This is a genomic window from Bradyrhizobium sp. HKCCYLRH1030 (genome assembly GCF_051168395.1).
In the GTDB taxonomy this organism is placed as follows: domain Bacteria; phylum Pseudomonadota; class Alphaproteobacteria; order Rhizobiales; family Xanthobacteraceae; genus Bradyrhizobium.
The window spans coordinates 280,883-300,752 of the sequence record NZ_JBNPUY010000001.1; the positions used below are offsets into that span (position 1 = coordinate 280,883).

Consider the following 19,870-nt stretch of genomic DNA (forward strand, 5'->3'; position numbering starts at 1 on the left):
AATGAGCATCGAAGCAAGGTTACCGCCTACGCAATATGGGCTTCGGCTGAAGCGCATGCTGGGTGGCAAGGCAGGATGGAACGGCATCATCCTCCAGATCCTGTTCGTCGCAGTGCTGGTGTGGGTTGGCTACGAGATCGTGGCCAACGCACGCAGCAACCTCGCCACCCAGCGGATCACGTCGGGCTTCGGCTTCCTCAACAATACGGCCGGCTTCGACGTCAACCAGACCCTGATCAGCTACTCCGGCTCCGACAGCTACAGCCGCGTGCTGATCGTCGGCGTGCTAAACACGCTGCTGGTCTCCGTCATCGGTATCGTGCTGGCGACCATCCTTGGCTTTCTGGTTGCGCTTGGCCGCTTGTCACCCAACGTATTGCTCTCGCGGGTCTCCGGCGCCTATGTCGAGCTGATCCGGAACCTGCCGCTCCTGTTCCAGATCCTGTTCTGGTATCTCGCGGTGTTGGCGGCTCTGCCCGGACCGCGGCAGAGCATCTCTCTTTTCTCGACCTTCTTTCTCAACAACCGCGGCTTCATCGTTCCGCGCCCGATCGAGGAGCCCGGCTTCACGCCGTTCGCGATCGTGCTCGGTGTGGCGATCGTGGTCTCGATCGGTCTGCACTATTACGCGCGGCGTGAGCTGTTCCTGCGCGGCCATGTGATCCGGATTTGGCCCTACGTGCTGGGGCTGCTGATCGGCCTGCCGCTAATTGCAATGCTCGTGTTCGGCGTGCCGATTTCGTTCGAGGTGCCGGCGCTCAAGGGATTCAACTTCGCCGGCGGCTCCCGCATCATTCCAGAGCTCGTTGCGCTGACCCTGGCGCTCACCATGTACACGGCGTCGTTCATCGCCGAGGTGGTACGGGCGGGAATCCTCTCGGTCCACAAGGGACAGATGGAAGCGGGGCTCTCGCTTGGACTGAGCCGCGGCACCGTGCTGCGCCTGATCGTCGTGCCACAGGCGCTCCGCGTCATCCTGCCGCCGCTGACGAACCAGTATTTGAACCTGACCAAGAATTCCTCGCTCGCGGTCGCTATCGGTTATCCCGATCTCGTGTCGGTGTTCGCGGGCACGACGATGAGCCAGACGGGGCAGGCCATCGAGATCATCGGAATCACGATGGGCGTCTATCTGGCGCTGTCGCTGATTACGAGCGCGATGATGAGCTTCTATAGCTGGCGGCTTGGGAAGAGACTTGGCGCATGACCGACATCACGGCCTCAACCTTCATCCGTCAGGACATGGCTGGAGAACGCCCGGCGCCCATCAAGACGACCGGTTTCGTCGGCTTCGTCCGCACGAGGCTGTTGAACTCGCCGACCAATATCCTGCTCACCCTGGTGAGCGCACTGTTGATCTGGTTCACCGTGATTCCGGCGGTCAAGTTCCTGCTGGTCGACGCGGTGTGGGTCGGCAAGGACCGCGATGCATGCCTGGCGCAGAACGCCGGCCATCCGGTCGGCGCCTGTTGGCCCTACATTTCGGCGAAGTTCAGCCAGTTCATGTACGGCTTCTACCCGGAGGCCGACCGCTGGCGCGTCAATCTGACCTATGTGCTGGCGGTGGTGCTGCTCGTGCCGCTGCTGATTCCGCGCCTGCCGGCCAAAGGCCTTAATGCGGGTCTGTTCTTCTTCGCGCTGCCGATGGTCGCGTTCTTCCTGCTCTATGGCGGTGGGCTGGAGGGCTTCGGCGTGAGCTGGGCCACAGGCACCCTCCAGCTGTTCGTCGAGAGCATCGATACGGCCGGCAACGCGCTGGTGCGCGCCGGCGATAACGTGCCGGTGGTCGGCATGCTGCTGTGGCTGCTCGGCAAGCTGGTCGTGCTGATCGGAACGCTCGCATCGCTCGTGATCTGGCCGCTGGTCTGGATCCGCAATGAACTGCAGCAATCTCACCAGCCCGTGTGGAATGATCTCGCGCTCTCCGCGATCATTGTCACCGCGCTGGTGTTCATCATCGGCGGCGGGAGCAGGGCGCTGCGCAGCGTCATCGCCACGGCCGCGACCTTCGCCGGCATCGCCATCGTCATTGCGATCATGGGCCTCGATCGCGGCGGCCTTCCCATCGTCGACACAAGGCTGTGGGGCGGCATGCTGGTGACGCTGGTCGTCTCGGTGATCGGCATCGTCGCGTCGATGCCGATCGGCATTGCGCTTGCACTCGGCCGCCGCTCGACCATTCCACTGATCCGCGTCTTTTCGATCGCCTTCATCGAGCTGGTGCGCGGCGTGCCGCTGATCACCGTGCTGTTCTTCGCCACCTACATGCTGCCGCTGTTCCTGCCTGGCAATGTCAGGGTCGACGGCCTGGTACGGGCGCTGATCGGCGTTGCGCTGTTCTCCGGCGCCTACATGGCCGAGGTGATCCGCGGCGGCCTGCAGGCCATTCCGCGCGGCCAGGCGGAGGCGTCGAGCGCGCTCGGCCTGTCCTGGTGGAAGACGACGAGCTTCATCGTGCTGCCGCAGGCGCTGCGCCACGTCATCCCCGGTATCGTCAACAGCTTCATCTCGCTGTTCAAGGATACCTCGCTGGTCTCGATCGTGGCGCTGTTCGACTTGCTCGGCAGCCTCAAGGCTTCGTTGGCCGATCCGGTCTGGGCGACACCGACCACGGCTTTCACCGGCTTTGCCTTCACAGGAATGATCTACTTCGCCTTCTGTTTCGGCATGTCACGCTACTCCATGCTGGTCGAGCGCCGCCTCAACGCGCACCGGCGCCATTGACCCAGATATCGTCGAGAGATCCATGACTGCAAATTCGATCGTCAGCATTTCCGCCCTCAACAAATGGTACGGCGAATTCCACGTCCTGCGCGACATCAACCTCTCCGTCGGAAAGGGTGAGCGCATCGTGATCTGCGGGCCCTCGGGCTCGGGCAAGTCGACCTTGATCCGCTGCATCAACGCGCTGGAGGAATTCCAGGAGGGCGAGATCAATGTCGACGGCATCGATCTGGGTCCGAATCTCAAGCGGGTGGACGAAGTCCGCCGTGAGGTCGGCATGGTGTTCCAGAGCTTCAACCTGTTTCCGCATCTGACCGTGCTGGAGAACTGCACCCTGGCTCCGATCTGGGTGCGCAACATCCCGCAGAAGGAAGCCGAGGCGACTGCGATGAAGTTCCTGGAGCGGGTCAAGATCCCGCATCAGGCGCAGAAATATCCGGGCCAGATGTCGGGCGGTCAGCAGCAGCGCGTTGCCATCGCGCGCGCGTTGGCGATGAACCCGAAGGTCATGCTGTTCGACGAGCCGACCTCGGCGCTCGATCCCGAGATGGTGAAGGAGGTGCTCGACACCATGGTCGATCTCGCCAAGGAGGGCATGACCATGCTGGTCGTGACCCACGAGATGGGCTTTGCACGCGAGGTCGCCAACCGCGTCGTGTTCATGGACGCCGGCCAGATCATCGAATCGAACACGCCGCAGGAATTCTTCGCCAACCCGCAGCATGCGCGCAGCAAGCTGTTCCTGAGCCAGATCCTGCGGCATTGATGAGGAAGCGAATCGGGACTTGCGAATAGCGAATAGGGCGAGAAATTCTACTCGCTACTCGCTACTCGCCCTCAAACGAAAGGCGGCTTGATCCCGCTGCGCCGCTCCAGCCAGGCCGGCACCGGCAGGTTCTTCGAACGCATGAACTCCGGATTGTACAGCTTCGACTGATAGCGCGCACCGGAGTCGCACAGGATGGTCACGATGGTGTGGCCGGGGCCGAGCTTCCTGGCGAGTTGCACCGCGCCAGCGACGTTGACGCCGGTCGAGCCGCCCAGGCACAGGCCTTCATGCTGCACGAGGTCGTAGATCGTGTTGACGGCGTCCTCGTCGGACACCAGGAACGCGTCGTCGACCTTGGCGGTCTCGATCACGGGCGTCACACGACCGATGCCGATGCCTTCGGTGATGGAATCGCCGGGCGTCGATTTGACGACCCCGTTCTTGAACCATTCGTACATCGCGAAGCCGTGCGGGTCGGCACAGGCGGTGACAATGTCCTTGTTCCTGTCCTTCAAATAGCGGCTCGTGCCGGCGATCGTGCCGCCGGTGCCGACCGCGCAGATGAAGCCGTCGACCTTGCCGTCGGTCTGCTCCCAGATCTCGGGTCCCGTGGACTCATAATGCGCCTTGGCGTTGTCGAGGTTGTTCCACTGGTCGGCGAACAGCACGCCGTTGGGCTCGGTCATGCGCAGTTCGTCGGCGAGCCTGCGGCCGACGTGCTGATAGTTGTTGGGATTGCTGAACGGCAACGCCGGCACCTCGACCAGCTCCGCGCCGCACAGCCGCAGCATGTCCTTCTTTTCCTGGCTCTGCGTCTCCGGAATCACGATCAGCGTGCGATAGCCACGCGCGCTGGCGACCACGGCCAGACCGATGCCGGTGTTGCCGGCCGTGGCCTCCACCACGAGGCCGCCGGGCTTGAGATCGCCACGCCTCTCGGCCTCCAGGATCATCCACTTGCCGGCGCGGTCCTTGACCGACTGGCCCGGGTTCATGAACTCGGCCTTGCCGAGAATGGTGCAGCCCGTCGCCTCCGAGGCGCGCTTGAGCTTGATCAGCGGTGTGTTGCCGATCGCCGCGACGACGTCGTTATGAATGGTCATTTTGCAGATACCGTAGGAGTTTCCTCGAGCACACTTAAGAGGACCCTAGCCTGATATCCAGGGGAGCGTAAGCCGGCTGGATCAGCCCCCCGATTTCGCAAAGACGACCTGGCGAACATCGATATTCCCGGAGAGGAAACCTGCTTCGCAGTAGGACAGATAATATTCCCAGAGCCGCCTGAAGCGCTCGTCGAATCCGGAGGGCGTGAGGTCCGGCCAAGCCTCTCGGAAGTTATTTCGCCAGATCGCAAGCGTCCTGGCATAATCTTCCCCGAAGATCCGCTCGCGGATGACGGGTATGCCAAAGCGGTCGCCGAGCGACTTCAGAATCTGCGGTGTCGGCAACATGCCGCCGGGAAAGACGTAGCGCTGGATGAAGTCGACCTCGCGGCGGTAGTGCTGGAACAGGCTGTCCTGGATGGTGATTGCCTGGACACCGGCCAGTCCGCCCGGCAGCAGGCGGTCTCGCAGTTGCGAGAAATATTTTGGCCAGAATTGTTCGCCGACCGCCTCGATCATCTCGATCGAGGCGATGCGATCGTAGTGGTCACGCTCGTCCCGGTAATCCTGCAGGCGGATTTCGACCTTCTCGGCGAGCCCGGCCTCCTGGATGCGGCGCTGCGCGAAGTCGCGCTGCTGTTGACTGATCGTCAACCCAACGACCTTGGCGCCGAACGTCTTGGCGGCATATTCGGCAAAGCCGCCCCAGCCGCAGCCGATCTCGAGCAGCTTCTGCCCGGGCTTGAGATCGATCGCCTCGGCCAGCCGCTTGTACTTGTTGGTCTGCGCGGCACTGAGGTCGGTGGTGTGCTCCTCGAACAAGGCCGAGGAATAGGTCATGCTCGGATCCAGCCAGGCCGAGTAAAACGAATTCCCGATGTCGTAATGGGCATAGATGTTGCGCTTCGCCTGACGCTTGGTGTTGCGGTTGAACCAGTGCCGGACCAGCTGGGCAAACCGGATCAGCGGCTTGTCTTCCAGCATCGACTGCAGCAGGTGCTGGTTGACGCAGAACAGATAGAGAAACTGCGTCAGGTCCGGCGTATCCCAGTCGCCGTTCAGATAGGCCTCGGCGATGCCGATGTCGCCGCCATTGAGAAGACGCGATGCGAAGCCGTAATTGGCCAGGATCATTGCGGCGGCCGGCCCGGGCTCAACGCCGCCGAGCCGGATCACCCGTCCGTCCGGCAGGGTCACGTCGAGCGTGCCTTTTCGCAACCGCGAGCCGAAGCCGAGGGCAAGGCGGGGCAGGCGGGGAAGATCGGCAAGCACCTTGTCGATGGTATCAGGGGTGACTGGGATGACGTCCGGCATGGCAGGTCCACTCACGCAAACGGCTCCAGCCCACGTCCCCGTCGGCTGGCCGGTGCGGCACCTGTGCGGGCAGGGATCACGGACGCAGAGCGAGCCGGCCGTTTCCGGTCAGCGTCGTGACATATAAGCGTGGCTGCCGTTCCCCGCCAAGCCGGTATTGGTTCCAGGGCTTGCACTGATTTCGCCACGCGGGACGAGGCGGACGCCTTTGGCCCACAGCCGCAGTGCCTCCCAATGGATCGCGGCGAAGATTTTGACAGTCACCAGCGGGAGCGAGACGAAGGCTGCGAGCAGGGAGCCAGACGTCAGCCCGCGACGGCGGCCAGAGAAGGTTGCAGCGAGCAGGGGCCCGTCGGGGCCAGTTTCCAGAATCCGCAACTTGACCTTGTCGCCCGGCGGCATGACCCGGAAATGGTAGCGCATCGCCATGTCGATGAACGGCGAGACGTAGAAGGTCTTGTCCTGCGTCTGGCGCAGTCCTGCCGCGGACAGCTCATTGGATCTGACCGGCAGCACATAGGGCTTGATCTCGCCGAAGGTGTTGCGGACCTCGTAGATCATCAGCGCCAGGGTGCCGTCGCTGCGATAGCAGAAATAGACCGACAGCGGATTGAACACGTAGCCGAGCAGCCGCGGATAGCACAGCAACAGCACGCGTCCGCCGCCGAGATCGATCCCCTGATCCGCCGCGCAGGTCTGCGCATAGGCCAGCAGCGACGAGCCGTCGCGCGGACCGTGGTCGGCCTCGTGGAAGCTGTAGAGCGCTCGCCGATTGACCCCGAACAGCGAGGCCTGCCGGTCCGCCTGGTCGAGCCGGCCGAGATCGATCAGCAGGCTCATCACGCGATACCGGAAGCGGTGCGTGGTGGGCCGCATGCGGGCATGCATGACCTCTCCGACATAGAGCGCGGCCGCTTCCGTTCGGTCATCCTGTCCCGAGTGATCCATGTCCATATCGCGCCTATTCCGCAGCCTCGGCGAGCTCGGTGGGAAACCCGCGCCATGGCACGCTCGCGCCGAGCGCCTCCGCCACGGCGAGACCCGAGCGCAGCCCGTCCTCATGGAAGCCGTAGCCGGTCCAGGCCCCGCAGAACCAAGTATGGCGCTGCCCCTGAATCGCTGCCAGGCGCTTCTGCGCCGCAAAGGCCGCAGCCGTATATTGTGGATGCTCACAGATATATTTGCCAAAGGTCAGCTCCGGGGCCGGAGCGAAGGGTGGGTTGAGGCTGACGAACAGCGGCTTGGCGTCGTCGATGTCCTGCAGGTTGTTCATCCAATAGGTGACGGCGACGTCGTTCATGGGAACGCCCTCACGCTGCCAGCGCAGGAAATTCCACGAGGCCCAGGCGCGGCGGCGCTTCGGCATCAGCCTGCTGTCACGGTGCAGATAGATCGTGTTGGGCGAATATTTGATCGCACCGAGGATGCCGCGCTCCCGCTCGTCCGCGTCGGTGAGCATCGACAAGGCCTGGTCGCTGTGTGCGGCAATCACCACATGATCGTAGGTGTCCCGACGCCCGCTGCTGTCTTGAACGACGACGCCGTGGGCGGTGCGTTCGATGCTGGTCACGGCGCTGCCGAGCCTGATCTGGTTGCGGAAGCTCGACGTCAGTTTCTCCACATAGCGCCGGCTGCCGCCCTTGACGGTGCGCCAGACGGGACGGTCATATTGCAGCAACCTGTGGTTGCTGAAGAACGCAACGAAGTTCTCGGCCGGAAAGTCCAGCATCTCGGACGCCGGGGCTGACCAGATCGCGGCCCCCATCGGCGCCAGATAGTCGGTGAGCAGTCGCGGAGCGAAATGGTTGCGCCGGAAATAATCCCCGAGCGTAAGGCCATGCAGGCGGCCGGCCTTGAAGTCGGCTGTACTCTGCTCGTTGAAGGTCAGGATGTCCCTGAGCATCCAGAGATAGGATGTCGACAGCAGATTGCTCGGCTGCGCGAACAGCCCCTTGGCGGTGTCGAGCCAGGTGTTTCCGCCACCTTTCCATTCGAAGCGGCCGGCATCCGCGGTGACGGCAAAGCTCATGCTGCTGTCGACCGTCTCGACCCCCAGATGGTCGAACAAGGCGGTGAGCTCAGGATAGTTCAGCTCGTTGTAGACGATGAAGCCGATGTCGACCGAGACCGGAGCGCCGTCATAGTCGATCGTCACGGTATGGCTGTGGCCGCCCGGACGGAGATCGCGCTCGTAGACGGTGATCGGATAACGTTTCGCCAAGGACCAGGCCGCGGCGTTACCCGCAATACCCGTTCCGACCACCGCAACTCGCATGAATGCCCCCTGAAGTTCACGTGCAAGTTACGGAGTCCCAGCCAAAGGGTTTCACGGGCGCGCTCGCCGCGTCACACCCCGGCCAAAACGGCATTCGACAGATGAAATCTTGGTAAGGCGGCAGCCGGGGGCCCGTGGCTCTGCCTTCACGAAACTCCGCTGATTTACGGGAGATTCGTCGATTCGGTGGACTTTATCGGCACCATCGCTGCTGGGGCGACGGGGGGGCTGCAGGGCTGTCCGCCGCCGTGGGCTGCGGCTAGAATGATTCCCAAGACTACAGGGAAGCATCACGCCAGTGTCCATCGTGCCGATCGCCGTCGACGAGCCTTGCCGCGCGTCCGCTGACCCGCGGATCGTCGCCGGGATGCGGGAGCGCCGTGTGCCGGCTACCCTGCGGCGATTTGTCCACTGGCTGGCGGCGATCGGATTGGCGGCGAACTCGGCCGGCTGCCTGCTGACCCAGGATATTCCCGATCCGGCCCTCGACTTGCCCCAGCGCTACAAGGCGGCGTCCGGTTCCGATATGGCGGCGCCGCCGCCGCTGGATTGGTGGCGCGGCTTCGGATCACGCGAGCTAACCCAGCTGATGGAGGAGGCGCAGAGCGTCAACCTCGACATTGCCGCTGCTGTGGCAAGGTTCCGGCAGGCCGATGCGCTGGCGCGGCAGGCCGGCGCGGCGCTGCTGCCAAGCCTGTCGAGCACGGGGCAGGAGACCTATTCGCGCACGTCCGGGTCGAGCTCCAGCGGGCTCACCAATGGCGGCCGCGAGGTCGTCAATTACCAAGCCTCGCTCTCTGCGAGCTACCAGCTCGACTTCTTCGGCCAGAATCGCGACGCGCTGCAGGCGGCCGAGGAAACCGCGGTAGCCAACCGCTTCGACCGCGACGTCACGCAGTTGACGACGCTCGCCACCGTCGCCAATGCCTATTTCCAGGTGCTGGCCGCGCAGGATCGGATTCGGACGGCTGAGCGCAACATCGCCAGCGCCACGCGTGTGCTCGATGCCATCCGCGAGCGGCAGAAGGCTGGCACCGGCAATGATCTCGACGTCGCGCAGCAGGAGAGCGTGCTCGCCAATCAGAAGGCGGCGGTGCCGCCGCTGCGCCAGACGCTCGATCAGAACGTCAATGCCCTGGCCGTGCTGGTCGCGCGATCGCCCGAAGGCATTCGGGTCATTGGCGGCTCGCTCGATCAGATCAGGACTCCGCGGGTCACGCCTGGTCTGCCGTCGGAGATCCTGACGCAGCGTCCGGACATCCGCCGGCAGGAGGCCCAATTGGCATCGGCAACGGCCAATGTCGGCAGCGCGCGGGCGCAGTTCTTTCCGAGCATCCAGCTCACGGGCAACGGCGGCTACCAGAGCGCGGCACTGGTGTCGCTGTTTCAGCCGCATGCGGCGTTCTTCAGCCTCGCCGGCAGCCTGACCCAGCCGATCTTCGACGGCGGCCGGATTCTGGGCAACTTCGAGAACGCCAAGGCGCGGCAGGATGAACTGCTGCAGACCTACCGCAAGACCGTGATCCAGGCCTTCACCGACGTCGACAATGCGCTGTTCTCGATCAAGCAGACCACGATCCGACTGCAATTGCAGCGCCAGGTCGTCGCCGCCTCGCGGCGTGCGTTCGAATTGTCAGAGCAGCAGTTGCGCGCGGGAACTGCCGACATCGTGACCGTCTTGAATACGCAATTGACGCTGTTCCAGGCCGAGGACGCGCTATCGCAGGCGCAACTGGCGCGCCTGCAGGCGTTTGTGAGCCTCTACCAGGCGCTCGGCGGCGGCTGGGAGCCGCGCATGGAGAAGTCGGCCGATGCTCTTTAAACCGGACGAGAAGGGAGCAGCGGCAGTGAAGCGCGCGCGGTCCAGCGTGGCACGGCGACTGGTGTCGATCGCGATCACGCTGCTGATCCTCGGCGGCCTCGGCTATATCGGCTGGTCGGCGATGCAGCAGAAGCAGCAGGCCAATAACCGCTTCGCGCGGCCCGACCTTCCCGTTCCGGTCCTGGCTGCCTCGCCTGCCATCAAGGACGTGCCGGTCTATCTCGACGGCGTCGGCGCGGTGCGCGCGCTGAACACGGTCACGGTGCGCTCGCAGGTCGACGGCAAGCTGATCGCGGTCAATTTCGTCGAAGGGCAGGACGTCAAGAAGGGCGACGTGCTCGCGGAGATCGATCCGGCGATCTATCAGGCGCAGTACGATCAGGCCGTTGCCAAGAAGGCGCAGGACGAGGCGCAACTCGCCAACCAGAAGCTCGACCTCGCCCGCTACGAGCAGCTCGCCGCCAGCAATGCCGGCTCCAAGCAGCAGGCCGACACGCAGCGCGCGGTGGTGGCGCAGCAGCAGGCGCTGATCAAGGCGGATCAGGCCGCGATCGACAATGCGGCGACGACCTTGAGCTACACCAAGATCGTGGCGCCGCTCTCCGGCCGCGCCGGCCTGCGCCAGGTCGACCAGGGCAACATCGTTCATGCCTCTGACGCGACCGGCCTCGTCGTCATCACGCAGCTGCAGCCGATTGCGGTTCAGTTCAGCCTGCCCCAGCAGCAGATCATGCGCGTCAATGCGGCCGCCGCCAAGGGACCGCTCGCCGTCGACGTGTTCGGCAATGACGGCGTCACCGTCATTGACACCGGCACGTTGCGGGGCATCGACAACCAGGTCGATCAGACGACGGGCACGCTGAAGCTGAAAGCAGAATTCCCCAACGGCAGATTTCAGCTCTGGCCGGGACAGTTCGTCAATGTCCGCCTCAAGGTCGAGACCCTGTCGCAGGCGATCACGGTGCCGACGTCGGCCGTGCAGCGCGGGCCGGCAGGTACGTTCAGCTACGTGATCGGCGAGGGCGACATCGTCTCTGCGCATCCGGTGGCGGTCGTGCAGCAGAATGAGAGCGAGGCCGTGATCGCGAGCGGCTTGAGCCCCTCGGACCGTGTGGTGACGACAGGCTTTGCCAACCTCGCCGAGGGCGTCAAAGTGGTGGTCGGGCGCGCCGAGCAGACGCCGCAGGCCGATCTGGCGCCACGCAAACGCGGCCGCAATCCGCAAGCAAAGGATCAAGGCAAGGACCAGGCCAAGGAGGGCGGAGCTCCGCCTGACGGCGCGCCGAAGGACGGCGAGCCGCGTCGCAGGCCTCAGGCCGCGGGCCAGACCGATGCCGGTGCAGCGCCCCAGGGAGGGAGTGAAGCAGGTCGCGGCGCGAAGGCGCAGCCATGACGCGACCGCAAGAGTGACGAGCAGTCGCGATGAGCGTCTCCGAACCCTTCATCCGCCGTCCTATCGCGACCTCGCTGCTCGGCGTCGCGCTGCTGATCGGCGGCCTGCTCGGCTATCTCGCGCTGCCGGTCTCGGCGCTGCCGCAGGTCGACTTCCCGACCGTCCAGGTGACGACGCAACTGCCGGGCGCCAGCCCCGATGTGATCGCCTCGCTGATCACGGCGCCGCTGGAGCGCCAGCTTGGCCAGATCCCGTCGCTCTCGGCGATGAACTCGACGAGCTCGTTCGGCGTCAGCCAGATCTCGCTGCAGTTCGATCTCGGACGCGACATCGATGGCGCCACGCAGGACGTCCAGGCGGCGATCAATGCCGCCGCCGGCGTCTTGCCGAAGTCGCTGCCCTATCCGCCGACCTACGCCAAGGTCAATCCGGCCGACGCACCGGTCATGACGCTCGCGCTGACCTCGGACACGATCTCTTTGCGCGCGATGAGCGACATGGCCGACACGATCCTGGCGCAGCGGCTGAGCCAGGTCTCCGGCGTCGGCCGCGTCTCCGTGCTCGGCGGACTCAAGCCCGCGGTGCGCGTGCAGGCCGACCTGGCGCGGCTCGCCGCCTATGGCATCTCGATGGAGGACCTGCGCGCCGCCATCGCAGGCGCCAACGTCTCCGGTCCCAAGGGATCGCTCGACGGTGCCCAGCAGGCCTATCTGATCACGGCCAACGACCAGATCGGAGCCGCCGACGCCTACAAGCCGATCATCATCGCCTACCGCAACGGCTCGCCGGTCACGATCGGCGATGTCGCAACGATTATCGATGGTCTGGAGAACGATCGGACCGGCGGCTGGTACCAGGGTGTCCCTGCGGTCATCCTCGACATCCAGCGCCAGCCGGGTGCCAACGTCATCGAGGTCGTCAAGCAGATCCGTGCCGAGATCCCGAAGCTGCAGCGCACGCTTCCCGCCGGCGTGAAGCTCGCCATCGTCAGCGATCGCACCGTGACAATCCGCGCCTCCGTGCACGACGTGCAGTTCACGCTGGTGCTCAGCGTGGTGCTGGTGACGCTGGTTGTGCTGCTGTTTCTGCGCTCGCTGCGTGCCACGATCATCGCCGGCGTCGCGCTGCCGCTGTCGCTGATCACGAGCTTCGGCGTGATGTACTTCGCCGGTTTCAGTCTCGACAATCTCTCGCTGATGGCACTCACCATCGGCACCGGCTTCGTCGTCGACGACGCCATCGTGATGATCGAGAACATCGTGCGCCACATGGAAAATGGCGAGAGCGCGATGAACGCCTCGCTGCGCGGCGCGCGCGAGATCGGCTTCACCGTGATCTCGCTGACCGTGTCGCTGATCGCGGTGTTCATTCCGCTGCTGTTCATGTCCGGGCTTGTCGGTCGCATGTTCCGCGAGTTCGCGTTGACCTTGACGATCGCAGTCGTGACGTCGGCGGTGGTCTCGCTGACCCTGACGCCGATGATGTGCTCGCGGCTGTTGAAGCATGCCAGCGAGGAATGGGTGCTGCCGGGGCTGAACGCCATCAGCCGCTTCATCGACCGCACGGTGGCGGTCTATCACCGCAGCCTGCTCTGGGTGCTCGACCGCCAGACCGAGACGCTCGTCGTGACCTTCGCGACCTTGGCGGCGACCTTGGCGCTCTACGTCGTCGCGCCCAAGGGCTTCCTGCCGCTGCAGGATACCGGCTCGATCACGGCGGTGACCGAAGCCGGCCCTGACGTGTCGTTCGCCGAAATGAAGAAGCGCCAGGCGGACGTCGCCGCCGCGATCCAGGCTGACCCCGACGTCGTCGGCGTCGTCTCGGTGATCGGCGCCGGATCGGTCAATCCGACCACCAATGTCGGCCGTCTCGTCATGACCTTGAAGCCACTTGGCGAGCGGCAGGACGGGGTCGCCGAGGTGATCGACCGGCTGAAGCAGAAGACCTCGGGCGTGCCCGGCATGACCGTGTACTTCCAGCCGGTCCAGGACGTGCAGATCTCGACCCAGGCGAGCCGCTCGCAGTACCAGTACACGCTGACCGGTGCCGATGCCGCCGAGGTGTCGAAATGGGCGAGGCAGCTTGTCGGAGAAATGCGCCGCGACCCTCTATTCCGCGACGTCTCCTCCGAAGCCCAGGAGGGCGGCCTGCGCGCGGAGCTGACCATCGACCGCCAGCGCGCCGGCCAGCTCGGCGTCAGCCTGCAGGGCGTCACCGACACGCTCAATGACGCCTTCGCGCAGCGGCAGATCTCGACGATCTACGGCCAGGCCAACCAGTACCGCGTGGTGCTGGAGGCGCTGCCGATGTATCAGCGCGACCCGTCGGTCCTGTCGAAGCTCTATCTGCCCGGCGCTGGCGGCCAAGTGCCGCTCTCGGCGGTGGCAAGCCTCAAGCGCACCACGGCGCCGCTGGCGATCTCGCATCAGGCGCAGTTTCCGGCGGTGTCGCTGAGCTTCAACCTCGCGCCCGGCGCGGCGCTCAGCGAGGCGGTCGACGCGCTTCATGCGACCGAGAACCGCATCGGCATGCCCGGCAGCATCATCGGCGTCTATTCGGGCGATGCCGCCGAGTTCGCCAAGTCGCTGGCCGGCCAGCCCTGGTTGCTGCTCGCGGCTGTGGTTACGATCTACATCGTGCTCGGCGTGCTCTATGAGAGCTACATCCATCCGATCACGATCCTCTCGACGCTGCCATCCGCCGGCGTCGGCGCCATCCTGGCCCTGATGCTGTTCGGCCAGGATCTCTCGGTGATCGGCCTGATCGGCATCATCCTCTTGATGGGCATCGTCAAGAAGAACGCGATCATGATGATCGACTTCGCGCTCGAGGCGGAGCGTCACGAGAACCGCACCCCCTACGACGCCATCGTGCAGGCGTGTCTCCTGCGCTTCCGCCCGATCATGATGACGACCCTGGCCGCTCTGTTCGGCGCGCTCCCGCTGGCGATCGAGAGCGGCACCGGCTCGGAGCTGCGCTTTCCGCTCGGCATCTCCATCATCGGCGGCCTGCTGCTCAGCCAATTGCTGACGTTGTACACGACGCCGGTCATCTATCTCGCGCTCGACCGCATCAATCGTCGCTTCGAGCGCGCGCTGCCGTCGGCGCCGGACCTGCCGTCGCCGCCGATCGCAGGTGCGACCGAAGGCATCCAGTGATGGCCTCGATCTCCGAGCCGTTCATCCGCCGGCCGGTCGGCACCACGCTGCTCTCGATCGGCCTGTTCCTGGTCGGGATCGTCGCCTATATCTTCCTTCCCGTCGCACCGGTGCCGAACGTCGACTTCCCGGCGATCTTCGTCAGCGCGTCGCGCCCGGGTGCGGACCCGTCCGTCATGGCGGGGACGGTCGCGGCGCCGCTGGAGCGACGACTCGGCGAGATCGCGGGCGTCAACCAGATCACCTCGACGAGCTCGCTCGGCACCACCAACATCCAGATCCAGTTCTCGATCGGCCGCGACATCGACAAGGCCGCGCGCGACGTGCAGGCAGCCATCAATGCCTCGCTGTCGGACCTTCCGAGCGACCTTCCGGCGCTGCCGCGGTTCCGCAAGGCGAACACGGCCGCGGCTCCCGTATTCGTTCTCGCCCTGACCTCGAAGACGATGACGACGAGCGCGATGTACGACGTCGCCGACACCGTGCTGGCGCAGCGGCTGTTCCAGGTGCCCGGCGTCGGTAACGTCACTGTCAGCGGCGCCGATCAACCCGCCGTGCGCATCGCGCTCAATCCGGTCTCGCTCGCCAATGCCGGCATTTCGACCGACGATGTCCGGACGGCGATCATCAATGCCAATCCGATCGGGCCTGTCGGCATCTTCGAGGGCGGCCGCCAGAGCGAGACCATCGCCATCAACCGGCAGATGCGCAGCGCGGCCGAATTCCGCGACATCCTGATCAAGAGCAGCAATGGCAGCTTCGTGCGGCTGTCGGATGTCGCCGACGTCGAGGATTCCGTACGCAACGTGCGTTCGATCGCCTGGTTCAACAAGCAGCCAGCGGTGCTGATCCAGATCGCCAAGCAGGGCGATGCCAACGTGATCGAGACGGTCGACCGTGTGAAGGCGCTGATCCCGGAGCTCAAGCAATGGCTGCCGGCGGGCATCGAGATCTCCACTCTGGTCGACCGCACCGGGACCATTCGCGCCTCGGTCGACGACATGCAGTGGACCTTGCTCGCGACCGCCGTGCTGGTGATGGTCGTCGTATTCCTGTTCCTTCGCCGCCTGGTGCCGACGGTCGCGGCCGGCGTCTCGGTGCCGCTGGCGCTCGCCGGTACCTGCGCGGCGATGTGGCTCGCAGGCTTCTCGATCGACAATCTGTCACTGATGGCGCTCGCGATCTCCGTCGGCTTCGTCGTCGACGACGCCATCGTCATGATCGAGAACATGTACCGCAATCTCGAGCATGGCCTGTCGCCGATGCGCGCCGCGCTCGATGGCGCCCGCCAGATCGGCTTTACCGTGTTGTCGATCAGCCTTTCCTTGATTGCAGCCTTCGTGCCCTTGATCTTCATGGACGGCGTCGTTGGCCGTCTCCTGCGTGAGTTCTCGCTGACGCTGACCTTCGCAATCGTCGTGTCGACGTTGGTGTCGCTGACGGTGACGCCGATGATCTGCGCGCATTACATCAAGGAGACGCTGTCCGATCGTGCCACCTGGTTCGACCGTATCGTCGAAGGCGCGCTGTCCGGCATGGTCCGCTTCTATGCCTGGACGCTGCGCGGCGTGCTGGTTTATCCGTTTCTCACCCTGATCGTGTTCTTCGCCACCATCGCGCTCACGGTGACGCTCTACATCAAGGTGCCCAAGGGCTATTTCCCGACCGACGATTCCGGCTTCGTCATCGGTGCGACGCGCGCCTCGGCCGACATTTCGTTCCAGTCCATGCTGGGCCTGCAGCAGCGGCTCGCCGACATCGTGATGGCCGATCCCGCCGTGGCCGGGATCGGCTCGACGATCGGGGGCGGCGGCGGGCCGGGTGGCGCGACGTCCAACCGCGGTACCATGTTCATCAATCTCAAGCCCCCGGCGGAGCGCGAGGGCGTCTCCACTGAGCTCGTGATCAACCGCCTCAGGCGGAGCCTCGCGACGGTCCCCGGCATTCGGCTCTTCATGTTCGCCGCGCAGGACGTGCGCACCGGCGGCCGTCAGAGCGATTCCGACTACCAGTACACGTTGAGCAGCCCCGATCTCGACCTTCTGCAGAAATGGGCGCCGATCGTCGCCAAGCGCCTGGAGACGGTCGACGGCATCACCGACATTTCCAGCGACCGCGATCCCGGTGGCCTGCAGCTCGCGCTGCGGATCGACCGACAAAAGGCGGCGAGCCTCGGCGTCCGCGTCCAGGACATCGACAACGCGCTCAACAACGCCTTCGCGCAACGCCAGATCTCGATCGTCTACAGCCAGCGCAACCAGTACATGGTCGTGCTGGAGATCGACCCGAAATTCCAGACCGATCCCTCCCATCTCGACCGCATCTATGTGGCCGGGGCAGGGGACGCGCAGGTGCCGTTGTCGGCGCTGGTCAAGGCCGAGCGCGGCCTGTCACCGCTGGCGGTGTATCATTCACAATCGTTCCCTTCGACCACCGTGTCGTTCAACCTGCTGCCGGACGTGCCCTTGCAGACCGCGACCGCCAACATCCAGCGCGCCGTCGACGAGCTGCACATGCCGGAGGGCATCCGCGGCAGTTTCGACGGCAATGCCGGGGACTTCAACAAGAGCAGCGGCCGCCAGCCGCTCTTGATCCTGTTCGCCCTGGCCGCGATGTATATCGTGCTCGGCGTGCTCTATGAGAGCCTGGCGCATCCGCTGACCATCATTTCGACCCTGCCGTCGGCCGGGCTCGGCGCGCTGCTCGCTTTGCAGGTCACCAATACACCGCTGACCGTGATCGCCTTCGTCGGCATCATCCTGTTGATCGGCATTGTCAAGAAGAACGGCATCATGCTCGTCGATTTCGCGCTCGAGGCCGAGCGCCAGCGCGGCATGTCATCGGCCGATGCGATCTTCGAGGCCTGCCGGGTGCGCTTTCGCCCGATCCTGATGACGACCCTCGCCGCGCTGTTCGCCGGCCTGCCGCTGGTGATCGCGACCGGTCCGGGTACCGAGCTGCGCCGCCCGCTCGGCATCACCATCATCGGTGGGCTGCTGGTGTCGCAGATCCTAACCCTCTACACCACGCCGGTGATCTACCTGCTGATCGACCGGCTGCGCCGCCGCTCGTCGCCGGAGCCGCTCGCCGCGCCCGCTGAATGAGCCGTTGTGGCGCTGTCCGCGGGCGCGTATAGCCGCCGCATGCCAGAACCACACGACCATCCGCCGCTCGCCACCGAGGCGCCGTCCGATTGCCCGCGTTGCCAGAAGCCGCTGCCGCTGTGCATCTGCGACAGCGTCACACCGCTGGAGAGCCGGCTGGGGCTCCTGATCCTGCAGCATCCGCAGGAGCAGGATCGCGCGCTCGGCACCGCGCGGCTCGCCGCCCTGCATTTCAAGAACGCGGTGGTCAAGGTCGGGCTATCCTGGCCGAGCCTCGCCAAGGCACTGGGACGGCCGGTAGCCGATCCCGCGCGCTGGGCCATTCTCTATCTCGGCTCGGCGAAGGCGGCCGAGCTAGACCCCGAGAGCGAGGTGGTCGCGGTGACCCGCAAGGGTGAGGTGGCCGACAACCAGCGCGCCATCCTCAAGTCGATCGAGGGCGTGATCCTGCTCGACGGCACCTGGAGCCAGGCCAAAGCGCTGTGGTGGCGCAATCCGTGGATGCTGAAATGCCAGCGCGTGATCCTCGGGCCGCGACAGCCGTCGCGCTACGGCCGGCTGCGCCGCGAACCGCGCCGCGACGGGCTGTCGACCATCGAGGCTGCCGGGATGCTGATGGCCGCGCTGGAACGGCGTCCGGAGATCGCCACGACCCTCGACGCGAGCTTCGAGCGCATGCTGACGCGGTATCGGGAGGTGGAAAAAGCGCAGCCGGAGCTCACGCCCCGCCCAAAGGCCCGCAAGCCGGATTGGCGCAACCGTAAACGGCGGGTTTAGGAACCGGGGGTACGCTTCTTGCATTGCAGCATGGAACGAGGATGAGAGCCATGCAGGAAGCAGAAAAGTCCAATGTGGTGCAGTTCCGGGACTACGCGCCCCGGCTGGCCGGCAGATCCGGCTCGGATCGGACGGGCGTCTCGGCCGGTGAACGAGGGGCAATTCTGACTTGGCCGCGCGCGCAGGTCAGCTATCCCGGCGGCATCGACGATCTGCCCATCTAGCGCCGGTTCGCGGTCCCAATGGGTAGTCCAACCGCTTGATTTTGATTGAGTGGAGGCCACGACCAGAATTGAACTGGTGTAAACGGTTTTGCAGACCGCTGCGTAACCACTCCGCCACGTGGCCCCTGTGGGCGGAGCAATATAGCCAATCTCTCGGTTAGGCAACCACTCTCGTCGCGAAGGCCGACGCCGTCGATCCGGGCCTTCGGCCAGCTGGAATTTCGATCCGCCCAGCCGCGTTTCGAACTGGTCGCATCGGGCACGGCAGCGCAGAGAGGGATTGTCGCGCCGCCCTCATCGCGAACCCTGGTCCACAACTCGCGTGGTCGCAATTCCAGACGGAGCTGGCGACACCGTCGCTCCCGATCGCTAGGAGCTTTCGCCGAACTGCTGCACCGGCAATGGCGCGCAGCAGCGACGATAGTTGAAGACATCGCGGCGAAATCGCGCAACGCGCCTTGATTTCGTCAGGTTGTGTAGTTCTAATTGTTCTATGTCAGGGTGCGTTGCGGGGAGCCGAGCTCTCTAGAACAGCACGCCCGCGACTCGCACACAACTTCACACGCAAAGATCTGTCATGGATGATCACCCGACACGCCGCTCGGTGGTTTTCGGCACGCTTGCCGCATGCACAACGGTTGCCCGCGCGGCGGCCGATGACGACGATCCGCGCAAGGAGAAGCGGCCGCAAAAAGGCGACCTGATCGTGTTCTCGGAAGGGGAACGCGAAGGGCAGACGATCACGCCTGATGACTTGAAGATTGGCGAGCCACCGGTTCATGGGTGGCCGAAGGATCCAGCGAATGCGATCGTGCGTGACGGGTCGCGATTGAACGAGGTGCTGCTCGTCAGGCTCGATCCAAACGAACTCGACGAAGACACGCGTCAGCGTGCGGCCGAAGGCATCGTCGCCTATTCGGCCATCTGTTCGCATGCGGGATGCCCGGTCACGGCCTGGATCAAGGCGACCGAGGGCAACGACGATGTCTTCAAATGCATGTGCCACAATTCCGAGTACGACCCGAGGCGCGGGGCGCAGGTCGTGTTCGGCCCCGCGCCCCGGCGGCTCGCCGCGCTTCCCCTCGTGATCAAGGACGGCGCGCTCATGATCGCTGCGCCCTTCATTGGAAAGGTAGGTGGCCAACAGGGCTGATGAGATCCCATGTGCCTATCGGAACTCGCATCGTCTCGACACCCGTCACGACAA

The 19,870-nt window shown here is 64.8% G+C and carries 14 protein-coding genes and 1 tRNA gene; 10 read left to right on the forward strand and 5 right to left on the reverse strand.

Features of this window, described 5'->3' with window-relative positions; all coding sequences use genetic code 11:
- Window position 1 precedes the first annotated feature (1 nt).
- From ACQR1E_RS01195 to ACQR1E_RS01205, 3 genes are read left to right on the forward strand one after another with little or no spacing between them, the layout of a single operon-like run.
- The gene (locus tag ACQR1E_RS01195; RefSeq protein WP_315751097.1) at window positions 2-1,207 is read left to right on the forward strand and encodes an amino acid ABC transporter permease; all 1,206 of its coding nucleotides are present in this window, start codon (window positions 2-4) and stop codon (window positions 1,205-1,207) included.
- Complete coding sequence (locus tag ACQR1E_RS01200) at window positions 1,204-2,724, forward strand: amino acid ABC transporter permease (protein ID WP_315711848.1); 1,521 nt, start codon at window positions 1,204-1,206, stop codon at window positions 2,722-2,724. Before ACQR1E_RS01195 ends, ACQR1E_RS01200 begins: the two co-directional genes overlap by 4 nt.
- Before the next feature lie 22 nt (window positions 2,725-2,746).
- Entirely contained in the window at window positions 2,747-3,490 is a 744-nt protein-coding gene (locus tag ACQR1E_RS01205; protein WP_315711850.1) for an amino acid ABC transporter ATP-binding protein, read from the forward strand.
- Window positions 3,491-3,561: 71 nt separating this feature from the next.
- Here the strand turns inward: ACQR1E_RS01205 and ACQR1E_RS01210 are convergent, their stop codons facing one another.
- From ACQR1E_RS01210 to ACQR1E_RS01225, 4 genes are all read right to left on the reverse strand, one after another.
- On the reverse strand, window positions 3,562-4,596 hold the full coding sequence (locus ACQR1E_RS01210) for a cysteine synthase A (protein ID WP_315751100.1): 1,035 nt from the start codon (window positions 4,594-4,596) through the stop codon (window positions 3,562-3,564).
- Between the two features lie 81 nt (window positions 4,597-4,677).
- Entirely contained in the window at window positions 4,678-5,910 is a 1,233-nt protein-coding gene (locus tag ACQR1E_RS01215; protein WP_316170331.1) for a cyclopropane-fatty-acyl-phospholipid synthase family protein, read from the reverse strand.
- Between the two features lie 108 nt (window positions 5,911-6,018).
- Entirely contained in the window at window positions 6,019-6,864 is an 846-nt protein-coding gene (locus ACQR1E_RS01220) for a DUF1365 domain-containing protein (protein WP_316170209.1), read from the reverse strand.
- Between the two features lie 7 nt (window positions 6,865-6,871).
- On the reverse strand, window positions 6,872-8,185 hold the full coding sequence (locus tag ACQR1E_RS01225; RefSeq protein ID WP_315711856.1) for an NAD(P)/FAD-dependent oxidoreductase: 1,314 nt from the start codon (window positions 8,183-8,185) through the stop codon (window positions 6,872-6,874).
- 367 nt (window positions 8,186-8,552) lie between these two features.
- Here ACQR1E_RS01225 and ACQR1E_RS01230 point away from each other — a divergent pair, with 367 nt between their 5' ends.
- From ACQR1E_RS01230 to ACQR1E_RS01255, 6 genes are read left to right on the forward strand one after another with little or no spacing between them, the layout of a single operon-like run.
- Window positions 8,553-10,007 carry an efflux transporter outer membrane subunit gene (locus ACQR1E_RS01230; protein ID WP_315712618.1) on the forward strand — a complete coding sequence of 485 codons (1,455 nt, stop codon included), beginning with the start codon at window positions 8,553-8,555 and terminating at the stop codon, window positions 10,005-10,007.
- Window positions 9,997-11,400, forward strand: coding sequence for an efflux RND transporter periplasmic adaptor subunit (locus ACQR1E_RS01235; RefSeq protein WP_434896557.1), 1,404 nt, complete (start codon window positions 9,997-9,999; stop codon window positions 11,398-11,400). Before ACQR1E_RS01230 ends, ACQR1E_RS01235 begins: the two co-directional genes overlap by 11 nt.
- A gap of 29 nt (window positions 11,401-11,429) precedes the next feature.
- Complete coding sequence (locus ACQR1E_RS01240) at window positions 11,430-14,558, forward strand: efflux RND transporter permease subunit (protein ID WP_316202359.1); 3,129 nt, start codon at window positions 11,430-11,432, stop codon at window positions 14,556-14,558.
- Window positions 14,558-17,662, forward strand: a complete 3,105-nt coding sequence (locus ACQR1E_RS01245; protein WP_434896558.1) for an efflux RND transporter permease subunit — start codon at window positions 14,558-14,560, stop codon at window positions 17,660-17,662. Before ACQR1E_RS01240 ends, ACQR1E_RS01245 begins: the two co-directional genes overlap by 1 nt.
- 39 nt (window positions 17,663-17,701) lie before the next feature.
- Window positions 17,702-18,439, forward strand: coding sequence for a tRNA-uridine aminocarboxypropyltransferase (locus tag ACQR1E_RS01250; protein WP_434896559.1), 738 nt, complete (start codon window positions 17,702-17,704; stop codon window positions 18,437-18,439).
- A 50-nt stretch (window positions 18,440-18,489) separates the two neighbouring features.
- The gene (locus tag ACQR1E_RS01255; protein WP_315797447.1) at window positions 18,490-18,663 is read left to right on the forward strand and encodes a hypothetical protein; all 174 of its coding nucleotides are present in this window, start codon (window positions 18,490-18,492) and stop codon (window positions 18,661-18,663) included.
- Window positions 18,664-18,713: 50 nt separating this feature from the next.
- On the opposite strand, the gene ACQR1E_RS01260 is transcribed toward ACQR1E_RS01255, so the two are convergent.
- Window positions 18,714-18,787, reverse strand: a tRNA-Cys gene (locus ACQR1E_RS01260).
- A 453-nt stretch (window positions 18,788-19,240) separates the two neighbouring features.
- Between ACQR1E_RS01260 and ACQR1E_RS01265 the strand changes: the two genes are divergently transcribed.
- The gene (locus ACQR1E_RS01265; protein ID WP_434896560.1) at window positions 19,241-19,816 is read left to right on the forward strand and encodes a ubiquinol-cytochrome c reductase iron-sulfur subunit; all 576 of its coding nucleotides are present in this window, start codon (window positions 19,241-19,243) and stop codon (window positions 19,814-19,816) included.
- Window positions 19,817-19,870 lie beyond the last annotated feature (54 nt).

What these genes read in the sequence shown, in the direction of transcription:
- ACQR1E_RS01195 (WP_315751097.1), top strand. Translation starts at nt 2, where the DNA reads ATGAGCATCGAAGCAAGGTTACCGCCTACGCAATATGGGCTTCGGCTG.
- ACQR1E_RS01200 (WP_315711848.1), top strand. Translation starts at nt 1,204, where the DNA reads ATGACCGACATCACGGCCTCAACCTTCATCCGTCAGGACATGGCTGGA.
- ACQR1E_RS01205 (WP_315711850.1), top strand. Translation starts at nt 2,747, where the DNA reads ATGACTGCAAATTCGATCGTCAGCATTTCCGCCCTCAACAAATGGTAC.
- ACQR1E_RS01210 (WP_315751100.1), bottom strand. Translation starts at nt 4,596, where the DNA reads ATGACCATTCATAACGACGTCGTCGCGGCGATCGGCAACACACCGCTG.
- ACQR1E_RS01215 (WP_316170331.1), bottom strand. Translation starts at nt 5,910, where the DNA reads ATGCCGGACGTCATCCCAGTCACCCCTGATACCATCGACAAGGTGCTT.
- ACQR1E_RS01220 (WP_316170209.1), bottom strand. Translation starts at nt 6,864, where the DNA reads ATGGACATGGATCACTCGGGACAGGATGACCGAACGGAAGCGGCCGCG.
- ACQR1E_RS01225 (WP_315711856.1), bottom strand. Translation starts at nt 8,185, where the DNA reads ATGCGAGTTGCGGTGGTCGGAACGGGTATTGCGGGTAACGCCGCGGCC.
- ACQR1E_RS01230 (WP_315712618.1), top strand. Translation starts at nt 8,553, where the DNA reads ATGCGGGAGCGCCGTGTGCCGGCTACCCTGCGGCGATTTGTCCACTGG.
- ACQR1E_RS01235 (WP_434896557.1), top strand. Translation starts at nt 9,997, where the DNA reads ATGCTCTTTAAACCGGACGAGAAGGGAGCAGCGGCAGTGAAGCGCGCG.
- ACQR1E_RS01240 (WP_316202359.1), top strand. Translation starts at nt 11,430, where the DNA reads ATGAGCGTCTCCGAACCCTTCATCCGCCGTCCTATCGCGACCTCGCTG.
- ACQR1E_RS01245 (WP_434896558.1), top strand. Translation starts at nt 14,558, where the DNA reads ATGGCCTCGATCTCCGAGCCGTTCATCCGCCGGCCGGTCGGCACCACG.
- ACQR1E_RS01250 (WP_434896559.1), top strand. Translation starts at nt 17,702, where the DNA reads ATGCCAGAACCACACGACCATCCGCCGCTCGCCACCGAGGCGCCGTCC.
- ACQR1E_RS01255 (WP_315797447.1), top strand. Translation starts at nt 18,490, where the DNA reads ATGCAGGAAGCAGAAAAGTCCAATGTGGTGCAGTTCCGGGACTACGCG.
- ACQR1E_RS01265 (WP_434896560.1), top strand. Translation starts at nt 19,241, where the DNA reads ATGGATGATCACCCGACACGCCGCTCGGTGGTTTTCGGCACGCTTGCC.